This is a genomic window from Streptomyces sp. NPDC048507 (assembly GCF_043199995.1).
In the GTDB taxonomy this organism is placed as follows: domain Bacteria; phylum Actinomycetota; class Actinomycetes; order Streptomycetales; family Streptomycetaceae; genus Streptomyces.
The window spans coordinates 179,033-199,875 of sequence record NZ_JBICWZ010000012.1; the positions used below are offsets into that span (position 1 = coordinate 179,033).

The following is a 20,843-nucleotide window of genomic DNA, read 5'->3' on the forward strand; positions in this document are numbered from 1 at the left end:
CGGACGGCCCGGACGGGATCCGGCCGACGGCCCTAGCGGAGCCGGGCCACCCGGTAGACGGCGAGCGCCACGACGGCCAGCGCGACCAGCGCGTACAGCCCGGCCATCCGCCAGTCGGGGCGGCGGCCGCTGCCGCGCGGCGGCAGCCCGGGCCAGGTGTAGCCGACGCGGCGCGCGGCCATCATGCCCCAGCCGCCCGCGCAGGAGCTGATGAGGAAGCCGAGCATGGCGACCACGGCGCCGCCGTCCCCGAACTCGAAGGCGAGGGGGAAGGCGAACATCAGCGATCCGGCTGCGGCCAGCATCACGATGGGGGCGATCTGCCAGAGCCTCAGGCGGCGCTGCGGGCGCAGCTCGACCTCGACGGCGGGGCCGGAGGCTTCCGCGCCGGGCTCGGGGGCGTCGGGCCCGTCGGTGGTCAGGCGCGCGGGGTCGGCGGGCAGGCCCAGTCCGTCGGCCCCGTCCGGGGTGCCCGGCGCGCCGGTCCCGGGGGACCTGGCGGATCCGCCCGGCCCGACGGGGTCTGCGGGGCCGCTGAGAAGCATCGGGTCCGCTTCCTGCCGGGTGTCGTCCCGCCCGGTGTCACGAGGGCCGGCCTCCATAGCCACGCGCCCTCCCCACTCGGACTTCGTACGCCGCTGTTCAGAAGTTTGATGATGGCACGGTCCCGGGCCCCGGACGGGCGCGCGGGGCGTCCCGATGCCATCACGTGATCAGGCTGTAACCGCTCGTTCGACCAACGACTGCGCGAGTCCGGGGAGTTCCCCGCGGTCCGCCGCGGCCCCGCTGAGCCAGTGGACGCGGGGGTCGCGGCGGAACCACGAGTCCTGGCGGCGGGCGAAGCGCTTGGTGGCCCGTACTGTCTCGGCCCTGGCCTCCTCCTCGGTGCGCTCCCCCGCGAGGGCGGTCAGGACCTGCTGGTAGCCGAGGGCGCGGGAGGCGGTGACGCCGTCGCGCAGGCCCCGGGCCTCCAGGGCGCGGACCTCGTCCACGAGTCCCGCCTCCCACATGCGGTCCACGCGCGTCGCGATGCGCTCGTCGAGCTCGGGGCGAGCCACGTCGACGCCGATCTGGACCGTGTCGTAGACGGACTCGTGGCCGGGCAGGTTGGCGGTGAACGGACGTCCGGTGATCTCGATGACCTCCAGGGCCCGCACGATGCGGCGGCCGTTGCTGGGCAGGATCGCGGCGGCGGCGGCCGGATCGGCGACGGCGAGGCGGGCGTGCAGGGCGCCGGGGCCGCGCAGCGTCGCCTCCTCCTCCAGCCGGGCCCGGACCTCGGGGTCGGTCCCGGGGAACTCCATGGCGTCGAGGGCGCCGCGGACGTAGAGGCCGGATCCGCCGACGAGGACCGGGGTGCGGCCCGCGGCGAGCAGTTTGTCGATCTCGGCGCGGGCGAGGCGCTGGTACTCGGCGACGCTGGCGGTCTCGGTCACGTCCCAGACGTCGAGGAGGTGGTGCGGGACGCCGCCGCGCTCCTCGGTCGTCAGCTTGGCGGTGCCGATGTCCATCCCCCGGTAGAGCTGCATGGAGTCGGCGTTGACGACCTCGCCGTCGAAGTGGCGGGCCAGGGCTACGCCCAGGTCGGACTTTCCGGCCGCGGTGGGACCGACGACGGCGATGACCCGCGGGGCGGGGGCTGCGTTGCTCACCGGACCAGTCTCGCAAACCGAACGGCATGTACCCGATCGGGTTACGTGACGGGGTACGGCGGGGGTCGTTGCCCTGAAGAGGTTCGGGCCGGGCGCACGCCCGGCGGAGGCCGGGCCGGACCAGGCGGAACTTCACCCGCACGAGTAGCGTTATGGGAGTAGACATGGGTGTTTTCAGTCGGTTTCGTCGTCGCAAGGACGAGGCTGCGGCCGAAGAGGCGGCTGCCGCGACCCTGACGGTGGAGTCGGAGTCCACGGCCGAAGGGGCCGCGGCCGACGCCGGGTCCGAGCCGTCCGCGGCGAGGACCGGGGCGGCGGCCGGGGCGGCGGAGGCCGTGGAGATTCCGAAGCAGCAGTCTGCGGAAGCGGCCGCGGACAGCGAGACCGGTGAGGGCGCCCTCAAGTAGCCACCGCCACGGAAGGTGACCCATGGGCCTGCTGGACAATCTGAAGGCCAAGCTCGCTCCGGCCAAGGACAAGGTCGGCGACCTCGCGCAACAGCACGAGGGCAAGATCGGCGAGAACCTGGACAAGGTCGCCAGGGCGGTGGACTCCAAGACCCACGGCAAGTACAGCGACCGGATCACCAGCGGAACCGACAAGGCGAAGGACGCCCTGGGCAAGATCGCGCACAAGGACACCCCCGGCGGGCCGACGCCGCCGGCCGCTCCCTGACGCGGCGTAGGGAAAGGGGCGCGGCACCGGTGGACCGGTGCCGCGCCCCTTCGCCGTGTCCGGGGCCGGCCCGTACCGCTCAGGACCAGGCGGCCACGAAGTAGCCGACGCCGTACGGGGCGTCCTCGTACAGCAGCCGGCCGTCGAGGTCCGCGCCCTCGGCGGCGCCCGCGAGGACCTGCCAGGGGGCCCGTCCGGCGGCCTGGAGCTCGGCGGCGAGCCGGGGGTCCAGCGCGGCCAGCGCCTCGGTGTCGGCGGCCCCCAGGGCGCGCGCGGCGGCGGCGTCGAAGGCGGCGGCGCGTTCGTCGAGGTACCCGGGCGCCTTCAGGGTGCGGCAGGCACTGCCGTCGCCCATGACGAGCAGCGCGACCCGGGCCTCGCGCGCGGCGAGCTCCCGGCCGGTGCGCAGGCACTCCCCGGCTGTGGCGTCCTCGGCCACGCCCAGCCCCTCGACGGGGGCGGCGCCCCAGCCGGCGCGGTCCAGCAGCCAGGCGCCCACCGCCAGCGGGGCCGGGAGCAGGCGCGGGCCCTCCTCGCCTTCGCCGAGCCGGACGCGGGCCTCGACGCCGAAGCCGTGGAAGGTCCCCCGCGAGCCCTGGGGGTAGGGCCCGAGGTGACCGTCGGCGGCGGGTCCGGCCACGACCAGCAGGTCGGGCCGGGAGGCGGCGAGCACCGCGAGGGCGTCGGAGCAGGCGGTACGGGCGCCGTCCAGTTCGGCGGCGGCGCCCGCGGCGACCTCCGGTACGAGGAGCGGCGGTGCGGGGCAGACGGCGGCGGCTACGAGCATGATCCGCAGCCTAGTCCCCGCCGGCCGGACCCGGGGGGCGGATGCCCCGCTCCCCGCCCGGGGCGGGCGGATCCGCCCGCCCCGCGGGCGGTCAGGCCGAGGGCGCGGCGCAGCCCGACGCGGCGACCGGGAGCGGGGCCGGCACGCCCAGGGTCGGGATGCCCAGCATGACCCCCGCGGGCTGCGCCGGGGCGGCGTTGCGCTTCTCCCAGGCGTCCCCGGCACGGGTGCGGCGCACGGCCCCGGCGGGCCCCTCGGCGAGCAGGTGGTGCGGGGCGGCGTAGGTGATCTCGACGGTCACCACGTCGCCGGGGCGCACGTCCTCGTCCGGCTTCGTGAAGTGCACCAGGCGGTTGTCGGGGGCGCGCCCGGACAGCCGGTGGGTGGCGCCGTCCTTGCGGCCCTCGCCCTCGGCGACCATGACCTCCAGGGTGCGGCCGACCTGCTTCTTGTTCTCCTCCCAGGAGATCTCCTCCTGGAGGGCGACCAGGCGCATGTAGCGGTCCTGGACGACCTCCTTGGGGATCTGCCCCTCCATCTCGGCGGCCGGGGTGCCGGGGCGCTTGGAGTACTGGAAGGTGAACGCGTTCGCGAAGCGGGCCTCGCGCACGGCGTGCATGGTCTGCTGGAAGTCCTCCTCCGTCTCGCCGGGGAAGCCGACGATGATGTCGGTGGAGATCGCGGCGTGCGGGATGGAGGCGCGGACCTTCTCGATGATCCCGAGGAACCGCTCCTGCCGGTAGGACCGGCGCATCGCCTTGAGGATCGGGTCGGAGCCGGACTGCATCGGCATGTGCAGCTGCGGCATCACGTTCGGGGTCTCGGCCATGGCGGCGATCACGTCGTCGGTGAAGTCGCGCGGGTGCGGGGAGGTGAAGCGGACCCGCTCCAGGCCCTCGATCTGCCCGCAGGCGCGAAGCAGCTTGGAGAAGGCCTCGCGGTCGCCGAGGTCGGAGCCGTAGGCGTTCACGTTCTGGCCGAGCAGGGTGATCTCGCTGACGCCCTCGGCGACGAGGGCCTCGACCTCGGCGAGGATGTCGCCGGGCCGGCGGTCCTCCTCCTTGCCGCGCAGGGCCGGGACGATGCAGAAGGTGCAGGTGTTGTTGCAGCCGACGGAGATCGAGACCCAGGCCGCGTACGCGGACTCGCGACGGGTGGGCAGCGTGGAGGGGAAGGCCTCCAGCGACTCGGCGATCTCGACCTGGGCCTCCTCCTGGACGCGGGCGCGCTCCAGCAGGACGGGCAGCTTGCCGATGTTGTGCGTGCCGAAGACGACATCGACCCAGGGGGCCCGCTTGACGATCGTGTCGCGGTCCTTCTGTGCCAGGCAGCCGCCGACGGCGATCTGCATGCCGGGACGCTTGGTCTTCATCGGGGCGAGGCGGCCGAGGTTGCCGTAGAGCTTGTTGTCGGCGTTCTCGCGGACCGCGCAGGTGTTGAAGACCACGACGTCGGCGTCGCCGTCGCAGCCCTCGGGCGCGCGGACGTAGCCCGCGTCCTCCAGCAGACCGGACAGTCGCTCGGAGTCGTGCACGTTCATCTGGCACCCGTAGGTGCGCACCTCGTAGGTTCCCTTGAGGTCCATTGCCGGGCTCCGGTCGCTGCTGCTGGTCATGCAACAAGGGTAGGCGGTACCCGGGAGCCCTCGATCCCCTGTGCGGACCGCCCGGCGGAAGCCCTCGGTCCGGGGCGGTCGGGGGCGCCGTGACAGGACGCCGGTCGGGTGGCAGGATCGCCGGCATGCCCCTCGTTCCCGCCCGTACCTCCCGACGCCGCGCCCTCATGGGCGCGGGCGCGGTGCTGGTGCTGCTCGCGGGGCTGCTGGTGTGGCTGAGGCCCTTCGGGGAACCGGAGGTGACCGGCGACCTGACCTTCAGCACAGGGGTCCGTACGGGCGTCTACCACCGGTACGGGCAGCTGCTGGAGCAGGAGCTCGCGCAGGACCTGCCCGGGGTCAAGGTCCGGCTGGAGACCAGCGAGGGATCGCAGCAGAACCTCCAGCGGGTGGCCGCCGGTGAGGCGGACTTCACGGTCGCGACGGCGGACGCGGTGTCCAAGTACCGGCTGGACGGCAAGCCGGGGGCGACCCGGCTGCGCGGGGTCGCCCGGCTCTACGACGACTACGTACAGCTCGTGGTGCCCGCCGGATCACCGGTGCAGTCGGCTCGCGACCTGCGGGGCAAGCGGGTCGCGGTGGGCCAGGACGGTTCGGGGGTCCGGCTGATCGCGGACCGGCTGCTCTCGGCGGCGAAGCTGAACCCGACGCGGGACATCACCGCGGTCCCGATCGGGATCGACACCATGCCGGCGGAGCTGGAGGCGGGCCGGATCGACGCCTTCTTCTGGTCGGGCGGGCTGCCGACGAGCGCGGTGCGCGAGCTCTCGGAGCGGTTCGAGATCCGGCTGGTGCAGCTGGGCGACCTGGTGGAGGCGCTCCAGGGCAGCGGGAGCCCGGCCCGGTACTACCGCGCGGCGGTGATGCCCCAGGACGCGTACGCGCGGGCCCGCAACACCTCCTCGGTGTCCACGCTGGCGGTGCCTAACCTGCTGGTGACCCGGGAGGACACCGGCGAGCGGCTGACGGAGCAGTTCACCCGGACCGTGATCCTCAGCCGCGACCGGATCGGGCACGAGGTGCACGCGGCGCAGCTGGTGGACCTGCGGACGGCGATCTACACGGACCCGCTGGACCTGCACGAGGGTGCCCGGCGCTACTACCGCTCGGTCAAGCCGTAGCCGCCCGTGCCGCCGGGCGACGGCGTCCGGCGCTCAGGCCGTGGCGGCGCCGCCCGGGAGCAGCATCATCGCGGCGGCGGCCGCGCCGATCAGGCCGGCGTGGGTGCCGAGGGCGGCCGGGACGACCCGCAGGTCCCGGACGAAGGACAGGGCCGCGTACGAGGCGAGGTGGCGCCGGATCGGCTCGAAGAGGGTGTCCCCGCTGGCGGCGACCCCGCCCCCGATGACGGCGATGTCGGTCTCGACCAGGGTCGCGGTGGCGGCGATGGCGGCGGCCAGGGCGCGGCCGGCCCGGTCGAAGGCGGCCACGGCGACCGGATCCCCGGCTCCGGCGGCGGCGGCGACCCCGGCGGCGGTCGGGTCGGGGCCGGTCCAGCCCCGGTCGAGGGCCCAGCGGGCGATGGCGGTGCCCGAGGCGAGGGACTCCACGCAGCCCCGGCCCCCGCAGGCACAGGGGTCGCCGTCGAAGGCGACGCTGATGTGGCCGATGTGACCGGCGTTGCCGGTAGGGCCGGGGTGGAGCTGGTTGTTCAGGATCAGGCCGCCGCCGACGCCGGTGGAGACCACCATGCACAGGGCGTTCGCGTGGCCCCGGGCCGCGCCCAGCCAGTGCTCGGCCGCCGTCATGGCCACCCCGTCGCCCGCCAGGACGGCCGGGATCCGGGCGCCGTGCGCCGCCAGCTCGGCGGTGACGCGGGCCTGTACGGGGAAGCCCCGCCAGGCCCCGATGTTGACCGGGCTCACCGTGCCCCGCGTGGTGTCGACCGGGCCGGCGCTGCCGATGCCGCAGCGGACGGCCTGGTCCCACAGCGGGGCCCCGGACAGTTCCGCGATCACCTCGCCGACCGCCGCCATGACCGCTTCGGCGTCGGCGCCGCGCGGGGTGGGGCGCCGGGTGGTGGCGGTCATGGTGCCGTCGGGGTGGACCAGCGCCCCGGCGATCTTCGTGCCGCCGATGTCGATCGCCACGGTCGGACCGGTGACCGCGGCGGCGGTGCGCGGCGCGGGGAAGGCTGAGGTGGGGGTGATCACGGTGAGCGCTCCAGGGAGGGGTCGGATTTCAGTATGCGGCCGACGGCGGGGCCGTACTCCCGCGGGGTTCGAGCCGGGGCAGCCCGCCCTCCCGGACCCGGGCGGGGCTGCCCGCGAGGACGGCGAGGAGTTCCTGCGCCGCGAGCCGGCCGAATCCGTCGGTGTCGCGGACCAGGGCGGTCAGCCGGGGGTGGGTGACCCGTCGGCGACGGCGGCGGCTCCGGCCGGCGGGCCTCCCGGGTCCCCCTCGCGGCGCCGGCCGGGGAGGCCGCGTACGCCCTGGCCGTACGGATCACCGGACGCGGGACGGCGGCGGAGTCCCGGCGCCTCGGCGCCCTGACGGTACGCGACACCGCCGCGCGGCGGCCGAGCTCCGCCCCCGCTGGGACCGGGCAGCCGGGCCCGTCCGGCACTACGAGCTCCACCGCCTCCTCCCGGACGGCACCCGCCGCTTCCTCTGCGGCACCAGCGGGACCCGCGCGGGCGGCGAAGCGGCGGCCGTCTTCGAGCTGCGGTCCGTAGACGAGCTGTACGCCGCCTCGGCGCCGGCCCGCACCGCCCTGCCCCGGCGGCCCGGCCCGGTCAGCCGCTGACGGGGTCGGTGCGCGGGACGGACACCGTGACCCGCAGCCCGTGCGGCGGGTTCGCCGCGTAGGTGAGCGTCCCGCCGCCGGCGGCGAGCAGAGCCCGGGAGATGGACAGGCCGAGCCCGGAGCCCTTGACGTTCTGGTGGCGGCCGCTGCGCCAGAAGCGGTCGCCGACGCGCAGCAGCTCCTCCTCGGTCAGCCCGGGCCCCCGGTCGGCGACGACGACGAGCGCGCTGCGCCCCTCTGCGCCGACCGAGACCTGCACCTCCTCGCCCTCGGGCGTGAACTTCAGGGCGTTGTCGATGACGGCGTCGAGGGCGCTGGACAGGGCGATCGGGTCGGCCCAGCCGGTGACGGCGGTCCGGCCCGTGCCGGTGAGCCGTACGCCCTTCTCCTCGGCGTACGGCCGCCAGGCCGCGACCCGCTCGGCGGCCAGCGCCCCGATGTCGGTGAGGCTGATCTCGGCGGAGGCGTGCTCGGCCAGCGCCAGGTCCAGGAGGTCGTCGAGGACCTGGGCCAGGCGTTTGCCCTCGGTGCGCACGGAGGCGATCTCCTCGTTGCCCTCGGGGAGTTCGAGGGCGAGGAGTTCGATCCGCAGGAGCAGCGCGGCGAGCGGGTTGCGCAGCTGGTGGGAGGCGTCGGCGACGAACGCCCGCTGCTGCTCCAGTACCTCTTCGACGTTGTCGGCCATCTCGTTGAACGAGCGGGCCAGGCGGCGGAGTTCCGGCGGCCCGCCCGAGGCCGCGACGCGGGAGTTCATGCGGCCGGTGGCGATGCCGTGGGCGGCGGCGTCCAGGGTGCCGACGGGCTTGAGGACCCAGCTCGTGAGGCGCAGGGCGGCGCCGAAGGCGGCGAGCATGGCGGCGGCGAGCCCGCCGGCGATGATCAGCCAGCCCCGCAGGATCTTGCCGCGCATCTGTTCGGTGGGCGATTCGGTGGCGACGACGGCGACGACGTCCCCGTCGAGGACGACCGGCGAGACCACGAGGAGCTTCCCGTGCGTCTGCCAGGGCCACACCTGGCCGGGGTCGTGGCTGCGGCGTCCGGCGAGCGCCTCGTCGAAGGCGGTGCGGCCCTCCCCCGACTCGGGGAGCTGCCACCAGCCGGGGGCGCGGACCATCGCGTTGTCGTCGCGGTAGAAGATGCCGACGCGGATGCCGTACAGCTCCTGGTAGCGGGCGAGTTCGAGCTGGAGCGTCTCGCGGCGCTCGTCGGCGCCGGTGGACCCGGAGCCCTCGGCGTCGATGACGAACTGGGCGAGGGCCGCGAAGCGGGCGCTGTCGTCGATGCGGTCGACGACCACCTTCTGCTGCTGGGCCGCGGCCAGGCTGACGGCGAGCGGGAAACCGAGCGCGAGCAGCACCCCCGCCATGAGCACGACGAGGAGCGGAAGGAGCCGGGCGCGCACGACGGGCCGCCGCTAGGGCGCGGCCGGGGTGACGAGCCGGTAGCCCACCCCGCGGACGGTCTCGATGAGCGCGGGCATGCCCAGCTTGGAGCGCAGCGAGGCGACGTGCACCTCCAGGGTCCGGCCGGTGCCCTCCCAGCTGGTCCGCCACACCTCGCTGATGATCTGCTCCCGGCGGAAGACGACACCGGGGCGCTGCGCGAGCAGGGCCAGCAGGTCGAACTCCTTGCGGGTGAGCGGTACGTCGGTGCCGTTCACGCTGACCCGGCGGGTGGGCAGTTCGACGTCGACGGGACCGAGCCGCACCAGGCCCGGAGCGCCGCCGCCGGGGGTGGCGGCCTCCTCGGAGGCGCCGGTGCGGCGGGCGACCGCGTGGATGCGGGCGAGGAGCTCGCCGGTGTCGTACGGCTTGACCACGTAGTCGTCGGCGCCCATGTTCAGGCCGTGGATGCGCGAGCGCACGTCGGCGCGCGCGGTCACCATGATGACGGGCGTCGAGGTCCGCTTGCGGATCTTGCCGCAGACCTCGTAGCCGTCCTGGTCGGGCAGGCCGAGGTCGAGCAGGACCACGCCGAAGGGCGGGGCCCCGGCCGGCAGCAGCGCCTGGAGGGCCTCCTCGCCGTTGCGGGCGTGGGTGACCTGGAAGCCGTGGCGGGCGAGGATCGCCGACAGCGCTGCGGCGACGTGGTCGTCGTCCTCGACGAGCAGCAGCCTCATGGCGTCCTCCTTCCTGGCTTTCCCGGACTCCTGGATGTGTTCACGGGCACCCTGCATCCACGCTCATCGAGAGTTCCACGTCAAGGGGGTTCCGGTCCGGCGCGTCTTCTGTTATCCACCCGGTACGAGTACGGCGGTCCGGGTCGGGCGGTGCGCACGGAGCGTATCGGCACGAGGCCGGATCGTTATCCTCAATTCTCCCTCAGATGTGGTGACGCTGTGCGCGCCCGCTCACTACTGTCCTCCCAACCGACGGAGGACGGAGCAAGAAGCCGATGAGCGGAGTATCAGTGACCAAGGACGTGCAGGACGCGGCCGGTGCCGCGGACGGCCTGGTCGTACTGAGCAACGTCAACAAGCACTTCGGCGCGCTGCACGTGCTTCAGGACATCGATCTGAGCATTGCCCGCGGTGAGGTCGTCGTGGTGATCGGTCCCTCGGGATCGGGCAAGTCCACGCTGTGCAGGACCATCAACCGGCTGGAGACGATCGATTCGGGGACCATCACGCTCGACGGGAAGCCGCTCCCGGCCGAGGGCAAGGAACTGGCCCGGCTGCGCGCCGACGTGGGCATGGTCTTCCAGTCGTTCAACCTGTTCGCCCACAAGACGGTGCTGCAGAACGTGATGCTGGGTCAGCTCAAGGTCCGCAAGACGGACCAGGCGGCCGCGCTGGAGAAGGCGAAGGCGCTGCTGGACCGGGTGGGCGTGGGCTCGCAGGCCGACAAGTACCCGGCGCAGCTGTCCGGCGGCCAGCAGCAGCGCGTGGCCATCGCCCGGGCGCTGGCGATGGACCCGAAGGTGATGCTCTTCGACGAGCCCACCTCGGCGCTGGACCCGGAGATGATCAACGAGGTGCTGGAGGTCATGCAGCAGCTCGCGGCGGAGGGCATGACGATGGTCGTCGTCACGCACGAGATGGGCTTCGCCCGCTCCGCGGCGAACCGGGTCGTCTTCATGGCCGACGGGAAGATCGTCGAACAGGCCGCGCCCGAACAGTTCTTCAGCAACCCGCGCAGCGACCGCGCCAAGGACTTCCTGTCGAAGATCCTGCATCACTGACGCCCGCGTCTGGTGGTGATCCGGTCGGCGGCGCGTGCCGTCGCCCCACGACGTGAGTCCGCTCGTCGCCCAACAACGTCTCATCCGAGGGAAGTTCACATGAAGGTTCTCAAGACCGGTGCGGCCGTCGCCACGGCCGTCGTTCTCGCCCTGACCGCGACCGCGTGCGGCGGCAAGGAGGGGTCCGCCGGTGACGCCCAGGCGGCGAAGCCCGGCCAGTCCGGCGCGCCCGCCCTCCCGACCTACAGCGTCGCGGGCAACGTCACTCTGGACTCGCCGGTCTTCTCCGAGGCCAAGAAGCGCGGCAAGCTCATCATCGGCTCCAAGGCCGACCAGCCCTACCTGGGCTTCGAGGACCAGGCCACGAAGAAGCGCTCGGGCTTCGACGTCGAGATCGCGAAGATGATCGCCGCCGACCTCGGCTTCGGCGAGGACAAGATCGAGTGGAAGACCGTGGACTCCGGCGTCCGCGAGACGGCCATCTCGACGGGGCAGGTCGACCTGTACGTGGGCACGTACACGATCAACGACAAGCGCAAGCAGCTCGTCGGTTTCGCCGGCCCCTACTACAAGGCCGGCGCCGACCTCCTGGTGCGCAAGGACGAGACCGCGATCACCGGGCCCGACACCCTCCAGGGGAAGAACGTCTGCTCGATCGTCGGGTCCACCCCGCTGCAGGAGATCAAGAACCCGAAGTACGGCGCCAAGACCACCGAGCTCGCCAAGTACTCCGACTGCGTCCAGCAGCTGCTGACGAACCAGGTCGACGCGGTGACGACGGACGACTCGATCCTCAAGGGCTACGCCGCTGCGAACTCCGGAAAGCTGAAGGTGATCGGCAAGCCGTTCACCCAGGAGCCCTACGGCGTGGGCGTGAACAAGGACGACAAGGCCCTCCGCGACTTCGTGAACGACTCCCTCGAGAAGCACGTCAAGGACGGCACCTACAAGAAGATCTACGACGGGACCCTCGGCCTGTCCGGTTCCGCGTACGTCGAGCCGCCGGCCGTCGTCCGCTACTGAGGTGAGACATCGTGGGCGCCCCGCTGACCTCGCGGGGCGCCCACCGGCCGTACTCCTCCCCCTGCACAAAGACCCTGCCGCCGCGGAGACTTCATGAATGTTCTGCTCGATAACTTCCCAGCCTTTCGCGACGGCTTCCTCGGGACGTTGTCCATCACCGCAGTCAGCAGTGTCATAGCCCTGCTGCTCGGCATATTGATCGCCGGCTTCCGGGTGTCGCCCGTGCCTCCTTTGCGGTTCTTCGGAACGGCCTGGGTGACATTGCTCCGCAACACTCCGCTCACGCTGCTGTTCCTGGTCTCGTTCTTCGTCGTCCCGGAGATCCTCGTGCCGGGCATGAGCCCGTTCATCCTCGGATCGCTGGCCCTCGGCTTCTACACGTCCAGCTTCATCTGCGAGGCGGTGCGCTCCGGGATCAACACGGTTCCGCTGGGGCAGGCGGAGGCCGCGCGGTCGCTCGGGCTGACCTTCGGCCAGACCCTTCGCCTCATCGTCCTGCCCCAGGCCACCCGGACGGTGATCCCGCCGCTCAGCTCGATCTTCATCGCGCTCACCAAGAACTCGGCCATCGCCGGTGCCTTCAGCGTGGCCGAGTTGTTCGGATGGCAGAAACTGATGAGTGATCAGGGCTACGACATCGTGCCCATCTTCGTCTGGGTCGCCGTCGGGTACCTGTTGATCACATTCTCCATCAGCGGCATCTTCCAGGTCGTGGAGCGACGCATGAAGGTGGCCCGATGAGCGCCAACGTCCTGTACGACGCACCGGGCCCGAAGGCGAAGGCGCGCAACCGCGTCTACGCCGTCGTCGGCAGCTTGATTCTCGTCGGCCTGATCGGCGTGAGCGTGATGCGACTCGCCGACAAGGGCCACCTCGCTCCCGAGATGTGGGACATCTTCAACTACGCGGGAATCCGGCAGAACATCGCCGACGGACTGCTCGCCACCCTGAAGGCCTTCGGGATCGCCGCCGTCGGATCGCTCGTCCTCGGCGTTCTGCTGGCGCTCGGAAAGCTCTCCGACCACCGCGCGGTGAAGTGGGCCGCCACGGCCTTCGTCGAGGTGTTCCGGTCCATTCCGCTGCTGATCACCATCTACGCCGTGTGGGTCGGCTTCCTGACCGACTACTCGATGTGGGCGCTCGCACTCGGCCTGTCCGTCTACAACGGCTGCGTACAGGCTGAGATCCTCCGCGCCGGCGTGGAGTCCATCCCCCGCGGGCAGGGCGAGGCGGCGTACTCCCTCGGGATGAGGAAGCACCAGGTCATGATGACCGTGCTGCTCCCCCAGGCAGTCCGCGCGATGCTTCCGACCATCATCAGCCAGCTGGTAGTCACCCTCAAGGACACCTCGCTCGGCTTCATCATCCTCTACCCGGAACTCCTCCAGACCGCACGGCTCATCGCCGGCAACACGCAGGTCAACGGGCAGTACCCGTACGTCTCCACCACCGTCGTGATCGGCGCCATCTACATCCTGCTCTGCCTCGCGCTGTCGGGCCTGGCGACCTGGATCGAGAAGCGCGGCCGGCGTACGGCCAGGAAGACCAAGCCGGCCGCAGCACCGACGGCGTCGACGGCCGGCTGATCCGCCGGCCGGAAGGGGCCGCCGATGTCGAACATCGGCGGCCCCCGGCCGTGGCGGCCCGCCGGCCACGCCAGGGGCGCCGCGCCCACGCTTCCGCCCGGGTGTCACAGCGGCGCTCGAAGTCCCGTCCCGCGCGGACGGGTGTCACTTGACGCAGGCACCTCCAGTGGGTTGCATACGTTCTGTGATCACATACCGGACATCGGGAGCCCTGCCATGGACCCGGTGATCGTCGTCGGCGCGGGACCGGTCGGGCTGTCCCTGGCCCTCGCCCTGGCCGGCCACGGCGTGCCCAGCGTCCTGCTCGACGAAGGGCCCGGCAAGGACGAGCCCCGGCCCGCCCGTTCGGTCGTCCTGCACTCCGACACCGCCGCCATGGCCCACCGGCTCGGCTGCACGACCCTGCGCGACGAGGGCGTCCCCTACGCCGCCTGGCGGACCATGAGGCGCCGTCAGGAGACGGGGCGGGTCACCTTCGAGGACCGCCCCGCCCCCCTGCACCTGCCGCAGCACGCCCTCGCGCGCGGGCTGCGCGACGCCGCCGCCGCGCACCCCCTGGTCCAGCTGGTCACCGACTGCAAGCTGGACTCCCTGGAGCAGGACGGCCACGGCGTCACCGCGCACACCCGGGGCGCCGAGACCACCTGGTGGCGCGGCAGCCACCTCGTCGGCTGCGACGGGGCCCGCTCCACGGTGCGCAAGCTGCTCGGCATCCGCTTCCCCGGCCGGACCGCCGTGGAACGGTACGCCGTGGCCGCCCTGCGCGCCGAACTGCCCTGGCCCGGCGAGGCGTTGCTGCACCGCAGCCCGCCCGCCGGCCCCGAGGAGGTCACCGCCCGGCCGCTGCCGGACGGGGTGTGGCGGCTGGACTGGCTGCTGCCCGCGCGCGGGGACCTGGTGACCCCCGACGCGCTCGTCACGCTCATCCGGGACACCCTGGCGGGCTGGTGCGGGGGCACGACGCCCCCGTACGACCTGATCGACACCGGGGTGCACACCCTGCACCACCGGCTCGCCCGGCGCTGGCGCGACGGCCGGGCCTTCCTCGCCGGGGACGCGGCGCACCTGCTGGGCGCGCTCGGCACCCAGGGGGTGGAGGAGGGGCTGCGCGACGCGGAGAACCTCGCCTGGAAGCTGGCCCTGGCCTGGCACCAGGGCGCCTCCGAGGCCCTGCTCGACCGGTACGAGGACGAACGCCGCACCGCCGTCGCCGCCCGGCTGCGCGCCGCCGACCAGGCCATGCCCGCGCTGCGGGGCGGCGGCGGGCTGCGCACCCTGGTGCCCGGGGCCTCCCGGTCCGCCGAAGCCCTGCTCACCGACGGGCACCTGGGACGGGGCCCGCTCGGCGCGGAGCCGGTGTACGCCCCGCCCGTGGCCGTACGGGAGGTCCCGACGGCGACCGAGCCGGGCGGGCCGGTGGCGAACGTACCGGTGACGGCACCCGACGGGGCGACCGTTCCGCTGCGCGACCTGCTGGGCCGGGGCCGGCTGCTGGTGCTCCTCGTCGCGCCGGGCACCGGGGTGTGGGACCGGCGGCACTGGGCGGGCGCCGGGCTGATGCCCCGGCTCGCGGCGGCGGTCACCGCCCTGCCGGTCCGGGCCGAACTGCTGGTCGCCGACGCCTACCCCGGGGCTCCGGCGCACACCGTGCTGCTGGTACGGCCCGACGGACACCTGGCGGCCACCTTCGAGGGGGTCCGCGCGGCGGAGCTGTACGAGGCGGCGGACGCGGTCCGCGCGGGCGCCCCCGCGGACGATCCGGCGCAGGCTCCGGCGGACCGCTCCTCCACCACGCCCACAGCGGTGATCGATTGACGCTCCCGGGCACTCGTGGTTCACTCACCGACATGACCGGCAACGACGTACGCCTGTGGCGGAGGGTTCACATGGACCTGCTCCGCTACGCGGGCTGCGTGTGTCGCCCTTCCTGCTGATTCGCCCTCCCTCCGCGCGCCCCGTGCCCCCGTCGGCCCGCGCGCACCTTCGCGAACTCCCAGGACGGTCACCCCATGTCTGCCCCCGCGCCCACGCACGCCCCTGCCCGCACCGCCGCACCGACGGCGGCGCAACTCCTCGCCTTCGCCCTGCGCACCGCCGCCGATCCGGCGGTCGTGGACTCCCTGCCACTGGACCCGCAGGGCCGCACCTGGATCCGGCTCGACGGTCCGGGCGGCAGTGAGGCCTGGCTGATCGGCTGGCCGCCGGGCACCGGCACCGGCTGGCACGACCACGCCGAGTCCCGGGGCGCCTTCGCCACCGCCCGGGGCCGGCTCACCGAGCACTCGCTGAGCGTCCGGCTGCCGTCGGAGGGCTGGCGGTCCCTGCAACTGGCTCCCGAGGTGGACCGCACCCGCAGCCTCGGCGCCGGCGCCGGACGGGCCTTCGGCGAGCACCACGTGCACGAGGTCCTCAACGACTCGGCCTCCGAGCACGCGATCTCCGTCCACGCGTACTACCCCCCGCTGCCGCTGATCCGCCGGTACGGCCGCAGCGGTCCGGTCCTCACCCTGGAGCAGGTCGAGCGTCCGGCGGACTGGCAGTGAGCGCCCCGGTCGGCATCGACGAGCTGCTGGAGCGGGTCCGCGCGGGATACACCCGCATCGAGCCGCGGGCCGCCCACGAAGCCTCGCTGGCGGGGGCCCTCCTGGTGGACATCCGCTACCAGGCGCTGCGCGAGCGGGACGGGCTGATCCCGGGCGCGGTGGTCGTGGAGCGCAACGAACTGGAGTGGCGCCTCGATCCGCAGGGCTCCCACCGGCTCCCGCAGGCCACGGGGCACGACCTCCGAATCGTGGTGATCTGCAACGAGGGGTACGCCTCCACCCTGGCCGCGGCCTCCCTGCACGCCCTGGGGCTGCACCGGGCGACGGACCTGACGGGCGGCTTCCAGGCCTGGAAGGCGGCGGGGCTCCCCGTCACCGCTCCCTGACGCGGCGGTCTTCCCCGCTCGGAGCCCCCGGCTTCGGGCCGCTGCGCCGGATCCGCTCCGGACCGGCGGCCCGGGGCCACCGGCTCCGCCGCGCGCACACCGGCACGGCCGGATCCACGGCTCCGGCCCCCTGCCGGCCCGGCAGTCCGGCCGCTGACGGTCCGGCCGTCTCAGCCCGCCGAGTACCCCGGGTACCCGAGGTCGTCGGTGTCCTCGCCCTCCGCCTCCAGGGCGCGCCGGACCACCCGCAGGGCCATGCCCTCCGGGTATCCCTTGCGGGCGAGCATCCCGGCGAGCCGCCGGATCCGCTTCTCCCGCTCCAGGCCCCGGGTGGAGCGGAGCTTGCGGTCCACGAGCTCCCGGGCCGTCTCCTCCTCCTGCTCGGAGTCCAGCTGTTCGAGCGCCTCCTGCACGAGGGTGGTGTGCACCCCCTTGGTCCGCAGCTCCTGCGCGAGCGCCCGGCGGGCCAGGCCCCGGCCGCGGTGGCGCGACTCGACCCAGGCGCCGGCGAAGGCGGCGTCGTCGATCAGGCCCACCTCCTCGTACCGGGAGAGGACCTCCTGCGCCACCTCCTCGGGGATGCCCCGCTTCGCCAGGGCGTCCGCGAGCTGGCGCCTGGTCCGCGGCATCCCGGTGAGCAGGCGCAGGCAGATCGCCCGTGCCTGCTCCTCGGGACTCTGGGGCGGCAGCTCCTGGCGGCCCTCACGGCCGCCGTTCCCGCCGCCCCTCTCCTGCTCCCGCACGGGTCAGCTCTTGGCGACGGCGGCCTTGGCCGTCGTCTTGGCCTTCGACGCCGGGGCGGGCACGGCAGCGGCGTCGGCCGGCGCGGCGGCCGGCTCGTCACCAGCGGCGGCCGCGTCCTTGCGGACACCCACGCCCAGCTTCTCCTTGATCTTCCGCTCGATCTCGTTGGCGAGGTCGGGGTTGTCCTTCAGGAAGTTGCGGGCGTTCTCCTTGCCCTGGCCGAGCTGGTCGCCCTCGTACGTGTACCAGGCACCTGCCTTGCGCACGAAGCCGTGCTCCACGCCCATGTCGATCAGGCCGCCCTCGCGGCTGATGCCCTGGCCATAGAGGATGTCGAACTCGGCCTGCTTGAACGGCGGCGCGACCTTGTTCTTGACGACCTTGACGCGGGTGCGGTTGCCGACCGCGTCCGTGCCGTCCTTCAGGGTCTCGATGCGGCGGATGTCGAGACGTACGGAGGCGTAGAACTTCAGCGCGCGGCCACCGGTGGTGGTCTCGGGCGAGCCGAACATCACACCGATCTTCTCGCGGAGCTGGTTGATGAAGATCGCGGTGGTCTTGGACTGGTTGAGCGCACCCGTGATCTTGCGCAGCGCCTGGCTCATCAGACGGGCCTGGAGACCCACGTGCGAGTCGCCCATCTCGCCCTCGATCTCCGCGCGCGGCACGAGCGCCGCGACGGAGTCGATGACGATCAGGTCGAGCGCGCCGGAGCGGACCAGCATGTCCACGATCTCCAGCGCCTGCTCGCCGGTGTCCGGCTGGGACAGGATGAGGTTGTCGGTGTCGACGCCCAGGGCCTTGGCGTACTCGGGGTCGAGCGCGTGCTCGGCGTCCACGAAGGCGACGGTGCCGCCGGCCTTCTGCGCGTTGGCGACGGCGTGCAGCGTGAGGGTGGTCTTACCGGAGGACTCCGGTCCGTAGACCTCGATCACACGGCCGCGGGGCAGCCCGCCGACGCCGAGGGCGATGTCCAGCGCGGTCGACCCGGTGGGGATGACCTCGATGGGGTCGTTCGGCTTGTCGCCGAGGCGCATGACCGCACCCTTGCCGAATTGCCGTTCAATCTGTGCGAGCGCGGCGTCGAGGGCCTTCTCGCGGTCGGTGCCTGCCATGGGTTCCACCCGGTTTGCTTGAGTCGATCGCTTCACGCCATTGACGCTAACGCCTGCCACTGACAATGCGCTCCCACGCCCGGTTCGGCTGTGGATAACTCATCAGAATGGATGTTCGATTTCCCTGTCAAGCGCACCACGCCGGGGCCGCGGCCGGGGCCGGTCCCGGCGCGGATGACCCGTCTCTCCGAAGGCTTCAGCGCGCGGTGACCCAATAGGCCGCGAGCGGGTGGTTGCCGTGCGGTGCGGCGACGGCCCGCAGGACGTCGGTCTGGCCGAGCACGAGTTGCCGTACCGGTTCGGACAGCGCGGCCAGCCGTTCTCCGCCGGTGACCAGGTCGAGACAGGCGGTGATCTCCCAGTCCGCGTCCTGGAGCGCGCCGGTGTCGACCGGCCCGTCGCCGTCCGCCGTCCAGCCCGCCTCGGGCAGGAGCCGCAGCAGCGCCTCGCGGGAGAAGGGCGTACGGATGTTGCCCTCGCCGTGTGAGCCCGCGGCCTCGATCTGGCTCTGGATCAGCACGGCGAGCAGGTGGGCCAGCTGGTCGCCGGAGGAGGGCGTCAGGTCCCATTCGGCGAACCACAGCCGCCGCGCCCAGGGACGCACCCGGGCCAGCGTGTCGCGCAGCTGCCCGAGCGAGGCGAAGTACCAGGAACAGTGGGTGAGCACCACGTGGTCGAACTCGCCGGAGGGGAAGTCGACCGACAGGTCGCGGACATCCGTGTTCAGGCGAAGGTCGATGCGCGGCCCGAGCGGGCTCGCCGCGAGCCGGGCCGCCGATTCCCCGAGCGTGACCGGCGCCCCGTAGGACGGATCGGCGACGTCGACGGCCACCACGCGTCCCCGGGGCCCGACGGCCTCCGCGAGGACGGCGGTCATGTCGCCCTGTCCGCAACCCAGTTCGAGGACCGTGGAACCGGGCTCGATGTCCCAGCTCCCCACGAGTGACACGCGGTGGCGCGTCTGTACCAGCTGGGCGTCCGGGCTGTGGTCGGCGGCGGCCATGACCTCCACGAGCGACGGGATCCTGGCGTGGAGATCGAAGCGCTTCACAGGCTCCTCAGGGGATGTGCGGCGGGCGGTGAGGACGAGGGTACGAGACGCCCCTCGGCGGCACCTGTGATTTCTCGCCCGGGTCCCGCACGACGGGGGCGCGCGAGCGCCCGGCGCGGCCGCCGCGGTGGCGGCGGCCGGGCCGGGCGCGGAGGCGGCGCGGGAGGCTACGGCTTGGGCAGGGTGCAGCCGGGGCGGTTCAGGTCGATCTGGTTGCCGGGGCCGATGCAGGGGACGAGGATGTAGGTCTCCTGCGCGTAGTTGATGCCCTTGCGGACCGTCACGTTGCCGTTCTGGTCGACCTCGCACGGGTTGTTGTCCGTGCAGCGCTGGCCGTCCTCGTTGCCCGTGTTGTTGACGGCGACGACCTTGCCGGTGGCCGTGTCGATGACGGGCGAGCCGGAGGTGCCGCCGATGGTGTTGCAGGACGAGGTGTAGCGGACCGAGTCCTTCCAGGTCCAGGCCCCCTCCTTGAGGCGGTACGCGAACCCGTCGACGCTGCAGCTGTAGGTGCGCTTCCAGTAGCCGGAGACCACCTTGATCGACGAACCCTGGGCGGGGCGGACGTCGTTGAGGGTGAGCGCGCTGATGCCGTACTGGCTCTGGATCTGCGCGTACGTCTTGGTCAGCTGGTACAGCGAGACGTCCGTGTCCGTCATCGTCCCGTACGCGATCTTGCTGGCGCGCAGCGTCGCGACCGTCGAGCCCGAGGCGCCCAGCAGCGAGAACGAGCGGCTGGAGGAGCGGTTGACGAGGACCTCGCCGGCCGCCGGGAAACCGGTCTCCAGGCAGTGTCCGTTGGAGAGGACGAGGGCGGGGTCGCCGGGCTGCGAGCCGGGCGCGCGGACGACCGAGCCGGAACAGTTGCTGAGCGCGACGGTGCCCGCGTAGGTGACGGCGGCCGGTGCGGACGCGGCCGTCGGCGCGCCGGTGTCCCGGGGCGCCGAGGCAACGGCCGGTGCCGCCGCGGCTCCTGTGAGGAGCAGGGACAGCGCGAGGCCGGCGAGAGGCTTGTTCATGTGGGGGTTCCCCTCTGGATGACGAATGCGACCGAAGATCCTTCGGTTGTCATGCGCATTCTCAATTGAGAGGAGTCAACTCACAAGAGCGCCTTGCCCGTTGTGGATCGGATACCCACCGCCACCTCCGGGGCTTCTCCCCGCAATCCCCCCAACTCCCCCGAGCCGGGCAGGCGACCGCATACCGGGACGCATGGGCTTCCGCCCCCACCTGGCGAAAAACCGCCTTTTCATGGCCGGTACCCTGCGGTGCCCCCGACGACGGGGGCCGCGAGATTCCGCTCAGGAGGACCCATGGCCATCAAGAAGGCCACGATCCAGCAGCAGGTGGCAGACGCCCTCACCCAGGCGAACCCCACCGACCGGCCCATCGTCACCATCCAGGCCGTCGCCGGCCCCAGCGTGTGGCTGATGAGCATGCTCGGCCTCATCGGCCAGGCTTTCCTCACCTATTACTTCGTCACCGTGACCGAGCAGGCCGTGGTCCTCCACAAGGCGAGCCGGATGAGCAACCGTCCGCAGGAGATCGTCTTCGCGATACCGCCGAACCAGGCCGTCGGCGCCGTCACCGACGTCCGGCGCAACGCCGTCTGGAGCTCGTTCCGCCTCCAGCTCCCCGGCCACACCTCGCCGACCCGGATGAACGTGCACCGCATCTGGCGGGGCGAGATGGACCAGCTGCTCGGCCTGCTGACCGGGCAGAGCCAGCCCGCCGCCTGAC

23 protein-coding genes are annotated in these 20,843 nt (G+C 72.8%); 12 read left to right on the forward strand and 11 right to left on the reverse strand.

Features of this window, described 5'->3' with window-relative positions; translation table 11 throughout:
• Positions 1 to 32 precede the first annotated feature (32 nt).
• Together ACGFXC_RS28425 and miaA are read right to left on the reverse strand one after the other, a co-directional pair.
• A complete protein-coding gene (locus tag ACGFXC_RS28425) occupies positions 33 to 602 on the reverse strand; it encodes a hypothetical protein (RefSeq protein ID WP_393717513.1) in 570 nt (189 codons plus the stop codon).
• A gap of 111 nt (positions 603 to 713) precedes the next feature.
• On the reverse strand, positions 714 to 1,652 hold the full coding sequence (miaA, locus tag ACGFXC_RS28430) for a tRNA (adenosine(37)-N6)-dimethylallyltransferase MiaA (protein WP_393717446.1): 939 nt from the start codon (positions 1,650 to 1,652) through the stop codon (positions 714 to 716).
• Positions 1,653 to 1,816: 164 nt separating this feature from the next.
• Here miaA and ACGFXC_RS28435 point away from each other — a divergent pair, with 164 nt between their 5' ends.
• A complete protein-coding gene (locus ACGFXC_RS28435) occupies positions 1,817 to 2,059 on the forward strand; it encodes a gliding motility protein (RefSeq protein ID WP_393717447.1) in 243 nt (80 codons plus the stop codon).
• Between the two features lie 22 nt (positions 2,060 to 2,081).
• Positions 2,082 to 2,327 (forward strand): antitoxin, encoded by a 246-nt coding sequence (locus ACGFXC_RS28440; RefSeq protein WP_393717449.1) that lies wholly within the window; start codon positions 2,082 to 2,084, stop codon positions 2,325 to 2,327.
• Positions 2,328 to 2,406: 79 nt separating this feature from the next.
• On the opposite strand, the gene ACGFXC_RS28445 is transcribed toward ACGFXC_RS28440, so the two are convergent.
• Positions 2,407 to 3,114, reverse strand: a complete 708-nt coding sequence (locus tag ACGFXC_RS28445; RefSeq protein WP_393717451.1) for a class III extradiol dioxygenase subunit B-like domain-containing protein — start codon at positions 3,112 to 3,114, stop codon at positions 2,407 to 2,409.
• Positions 3,115 to 3,205: 91 nt separating this feature from the next.
• Entirely contained in the window at positions 3,206 to 4,729 is a 1,524-nt protein-coding gene (gene miaB, locus ACGFXC_RS28450) for a tRNA (N6-isopentenyl adenosine(37)-C2)-methylthiotransferase MiaB (protein WP_393717452.1), read from the reverse strand.
• Between the two features lie 125 nt (positions 4,730 to 4,854).
• Here miaB and ACGFXC_RS28455 point away from each other — a divergent pair, with 125 nt between their 5' ends.
• A complete protein-coding gene (locus ACGFXC_RS28455; RefSeq protein ID WP_393717454.1) occupies positions 4,855 to 5,850 on the forward strand; it encodes a TAXI family TRAP transporter solute-binding subunit in 996 nt (331 codons plus the stop codon).
• Positions 5,851 to 5,883: 33 nt separating this feature from the next.
• Here ACGFXC_RS28455 and ACGFXC_RS28460 read toward each other — a convergent pair whose 3' ends face one another.
• From ACGFXC_RS28460 to ACGFXC_RS28470, 3 genes are all read right to left on the reverse strand, one after another.
• Positions 5,884 to 6,882, reverse strand: a complete 999-nt coding sequence (locus tag ACGFXC_RS28460) for an ROK family protein (protein WP_393717456.1) — start codon at positions 6,880 to 6,882, stop codon at positions 5,884 to 5,886.
• A gap of 582 nt (positions 6,883 to 7,464) precedes the next feature.
• On the reverse strand, positions 7,465 to 8,877 hold the full coding sequence (locus tag ACGFXC_RS28465) for an ATP-binding protein (RefSeq protein ID WP_393717458.1): 1,413 nt from the start codon (positions 8,875 to 8,877) through the stop codon (positions 7,465 to 7,467).
• 12 nt (positions 8,878 to 8,889) lie between these two features.
• Positions 8,890 to 9,594: a response regulator transcription factor gene (locus ACGFXC_RS28470; RefSeq protein ID WP_393717459.1), complete on the reverse strand. Its 705-nt coding sequence runs from the start codon at positions 9,592 to 9,594 to the stop codon at positions 8,890 to 8,892.
• Between the two features lie 275 nt (positions 9,595 to 9,869).
• Here ACGFXC_RS28470 and ACGFXC_RS28475 point away from each other — a divergent pair, with 275 nt between their 5' ends.
• The 8 genes from ACGFXC_RS28475 to ACGFXC_RS28510 all read left to right on the forward strand — a co-directional run bounded on the left by ACGFXC_RS28475 (position 9,870) and on the right by ACGFXC_RS28510 (position 16,193).
• Positions 9,870 to 10,655 (forward strand): amino acid ABC transporter ATP-binding protein, encoded by a 786-nt coding sequence (locus tag ACGFXC_RS28475; protein WP_393717461.1) that lies wholly within the window; start codon positions 9,870 to 9,872, stop codon positions 10,653 to 10,655.
• Positions 10,656 to 10,754: 99 nt separating this feature from the next.
• On the forward strand, positions 10,755 to 11,678 hold the full coding sequence (locus tag ACGFXC_RS28480) for a glutamate ABC transporter substrate-binding protein (protein ID WP_393717463.1): 924 nt from the start codon (positions 10,755 to 10,757) through the stop codon (positions 11,676 to 11,678).
• 93 nt (positions 11,679 to 11,771) lie between these two features.
• Positions 11,772 to 12,419 carry an amino acid ABC transporter permease gene (locus ACGFXC_RS28485; protein ID WP_393717465.1) on the forward strand — a complete coding sequence of 216 codons (648 nt, stop codon included), beginning with the start codon at positions 11,772 to 11,774 and terminating at the stop codon, positions 12,417 to 12,419.
• Positions 12,416 to 13,264, forward strand: coding sequence for an amino acid ABC transporter permease (locus ACGFXC_RS28490; RefSeq protein WP_393717467.1), 849 nt, complete (start codon positions 12,416 to 12,418; stop codon positions 13,262 to 13,264). Before ACGFXC_RS28485 ends, ACGFXC_RS28490 begins: the two co-directional genes overlap by 4 nt.
• A 216-nt stretch (positions 13,265 to 13,480) precedes the next feature.
• On the forward strand, positions 13,481 to 15,079 hold the full coding sequence (locus ACGFXC_RS28495; protein ID WP_393717469.1) for an FAD-dependent monooxygenase: 1,599 nt from the start codon (positions 13,481 to 13,483) through the stop codon (positions 15,077 to 15,079).
• 71 nt (positions 15,080 to 15,150) lie between these two features.
• Positions 15,151 to 15,198, forward strand: coding sequence for a hypothetical protein (locus ACGFXC_RS28500; protein WP_311314449.1), 48 nt, complete (start codon positions 15,151 to 15,153; stop codon positions 15,196 to 15,198).
• 75 nt (positions 15,199 to 15,273) lie between these two features.
• Positions 15,274 to 15,807: a cysteine dioxygenase gene (locus ACGFXC_RS28505; RefSeq protein WP_393717471.1), complete on the forward strand. Its 534-nt coding sequence runs from the start codon at positions 15,274 to 15,276 to the stop codon at positions 15,805 to 15,807.
• Positions 15,804 to 16,193: a rhodanese-like domain-containing protein gene (locus ACGFXC_RS28510; RefSeq protein WP_393717472.1), complete on the forward strand. Its 390-nt coding sequence runs from the start codon at positions 15,804 to 15,806 to the stop codon at positions 16,191 to 16,193. Before ACGFXC_RS28505 ends, ACGFXC_RS28510 begins: the two co-directional genes overlap by 4 nt.
• A gap of 170 nt (positions 16,194 to 16,363) precedes the next feature.
• On the opposite strand, the gene recX is transcribed toward ACGFXC_RS28510, so the two are convergent.
• From recX to ACGFXC_RS28530, 4 genes are all read right to left on the reverse strand, one after another.
• On the reverse strand, positions 16,364 to 16,936 hold the full coding sequence (recX, locus tag ACGFXC_RS28515) for a recombination regulator RecX (RefSeq protein WP_393717474.1): 573 nt from the start codon (positions 16,934 to 16,936) through the stop codon (positions 16,364 to 16,366).
• Positions 16,937 to 16,939: 3 nt separating this feature from the next.
• Positions 16,940 to 18,052, reverse strand: coding sequence for a recombinase RecA (gene recA, locus ACGFXC_RS28520; RefSeq protein WP_393717476.1), 1,113 nt, complete (start codon positions 18,050 to 18,052; stop codon positions 16,940 to 16,942).
• A gap of 196 nt (positions 18,053 to 18,248) precedes the next feature.
• Positions 18,249 to 19,103, reverse strand: coding sequence for a methyltransferase domain-containing protein (locus ACGFXC_RS28525; protein WP_393717478.1), 855 nt, complete (start codon positions 19,101 to 19,103; stop codon positions 18,249 to 18,251).
• A gap of 167 nt (positions 19,104 to 19,270) precedes the next feature.
• On the reverse strand, positions 19,271 to 20,122 hold the full coding sequence (locus ACGFXC_RS28530; protein WP_393717480.1) for a serine protease: 852 nt from the start codon (positions 20,120 to 20,122) through the stop codon (positions 19,271 to 19,273).
• A 294-nt stretch (positions 20,123 to 20,416) separates the two neighbouring features.
• On the opposite strand from ACGFXC_RS28530, the gene ACGFXC_RS28535 reads away from it, so the two are divergent.
• On the forward strand, positions 20,417 to 20,842 hold the full coding sequence (locus ACGFXC_RS28535) for a hypothetical protein (RefSeq protein ID WP_393717482.1): 426 nt from the start codon (positions 20,417 to 20,419) through the stop codon (positions 20,840 to 20,842).
• Position 20,843 lies beyond the last annotated feature (1 nt).

Coding starts and splice junctions, on each gene's coding strand:
- ACGFXC_RS28425 (WP_393717513.1), bottom strand. CDS start 602: ATGGAGGCCGGCCCTCGTGACACCGGGCGGGACGACACCCGGCAGGAA.
- ACGFXC_RS28435 (WP_393717447.1), top strand. CDS start 1,817: ATGGGTGTTTTCAGTCGGTTTCGTCGTCGCAAGGACGAGGCTGCGGCC.
- ACGFXC_RS28440 (WP_393717449.1), top strand. CDS start 2,082: ATGGGCCTGCTGGACAATCTGAAGGCCAAGCTCGCTCCGGCCAAGGAC.
- ACGFXC_RS28445 (WP_393717451.1), bottom strand. CDS start 3,114: ATGCTCGTAGCCGCCGCCGTCTGCCCCGCACCGCCGCTCCTCGTACCG.
- miaB (WP_393717452.1), bottom strand. CDS start 4,729: ATGACCAGCAGCAGCGACCGGAGCCCGGCAATGGACCTCAAGGGAACC.
- ACGFXC_RS28455 (WP_393717454.1), top strand. CDS start 4,855: ATGCCCCTCGTTCCCGCCCGTACCTCCCGACGCCGCGCCCTCATGGGC.
- ACGFXC_RS28470 (WP_393717459.1), bottom strand. CDS start 9,594: ATGAGGCTGCTGCTCGTCGAGGACGACGACCACGTCGCCGCAGCGCTG.
- ACGFXC_RS28475 (WP_393717461.1), top strand. CDS start 9,870: ATGAGCGGAGTATCAGTGACCAAGGACGTGCAGGACGCGGCCGGTGCC.
- ACGFXC_RS28480 (WP_393717463.1), top strand. CDS start 10,755: ATGAAGGTTCTCAAGACCGGTGCGGCCGTCGCCACGGCCGTCGTTCTC.
- ACGFXC_RS28485 (WP_393717465.1), top strand. CDS start 11,772: ATGAATGTTCTGCTCGATAACTTCCCAGCCTTTCGCGACGGCTTCCTC.
- ACGFXC_RS28490 (WP_393717467.1), top strand. CDS start 12,416: ATGAGCGCCAACGTCCTGTACGACGCACCGGGCCCGAAGGCGAAGGCG.
- ACGFXC_RS28495 (WP_393717469.1), top strand. CDS start 13,481: ATGGACCCGGTGATCGTCGTCGGCGCGGGACCGGTCGGGCTGTCCCTG.
- ACGFXC_RS28505 (WP_393717471.1), top strand. CDS start 15,274: ATGTCTGCCCCCGCGCCCACGCACGCCCCTGCCCGCACCGCCGCACCG.
- recA (WP_393717476.1), bottom strand. CDS start 18,052: ATGGCAGGCACCGACCGCGAGAAGGCCCTCGACGCCGCGCTCGCACAG.
- ACGFXC_RS28530 (WP_393717480.1), bottom strand. CDS start 20,122: ATGAACAAGCCTCTCGCCGGCCTCGCGCTGTCCCTGCTCCTCACAGGA.
- ACGFXC_RS28535 (WP_393717482.1), top strand. CDS start 20,417: ATGGCCATCAAGAAGGCCACGATCCAGCAGCAGGTGGCAGACGCCCTC.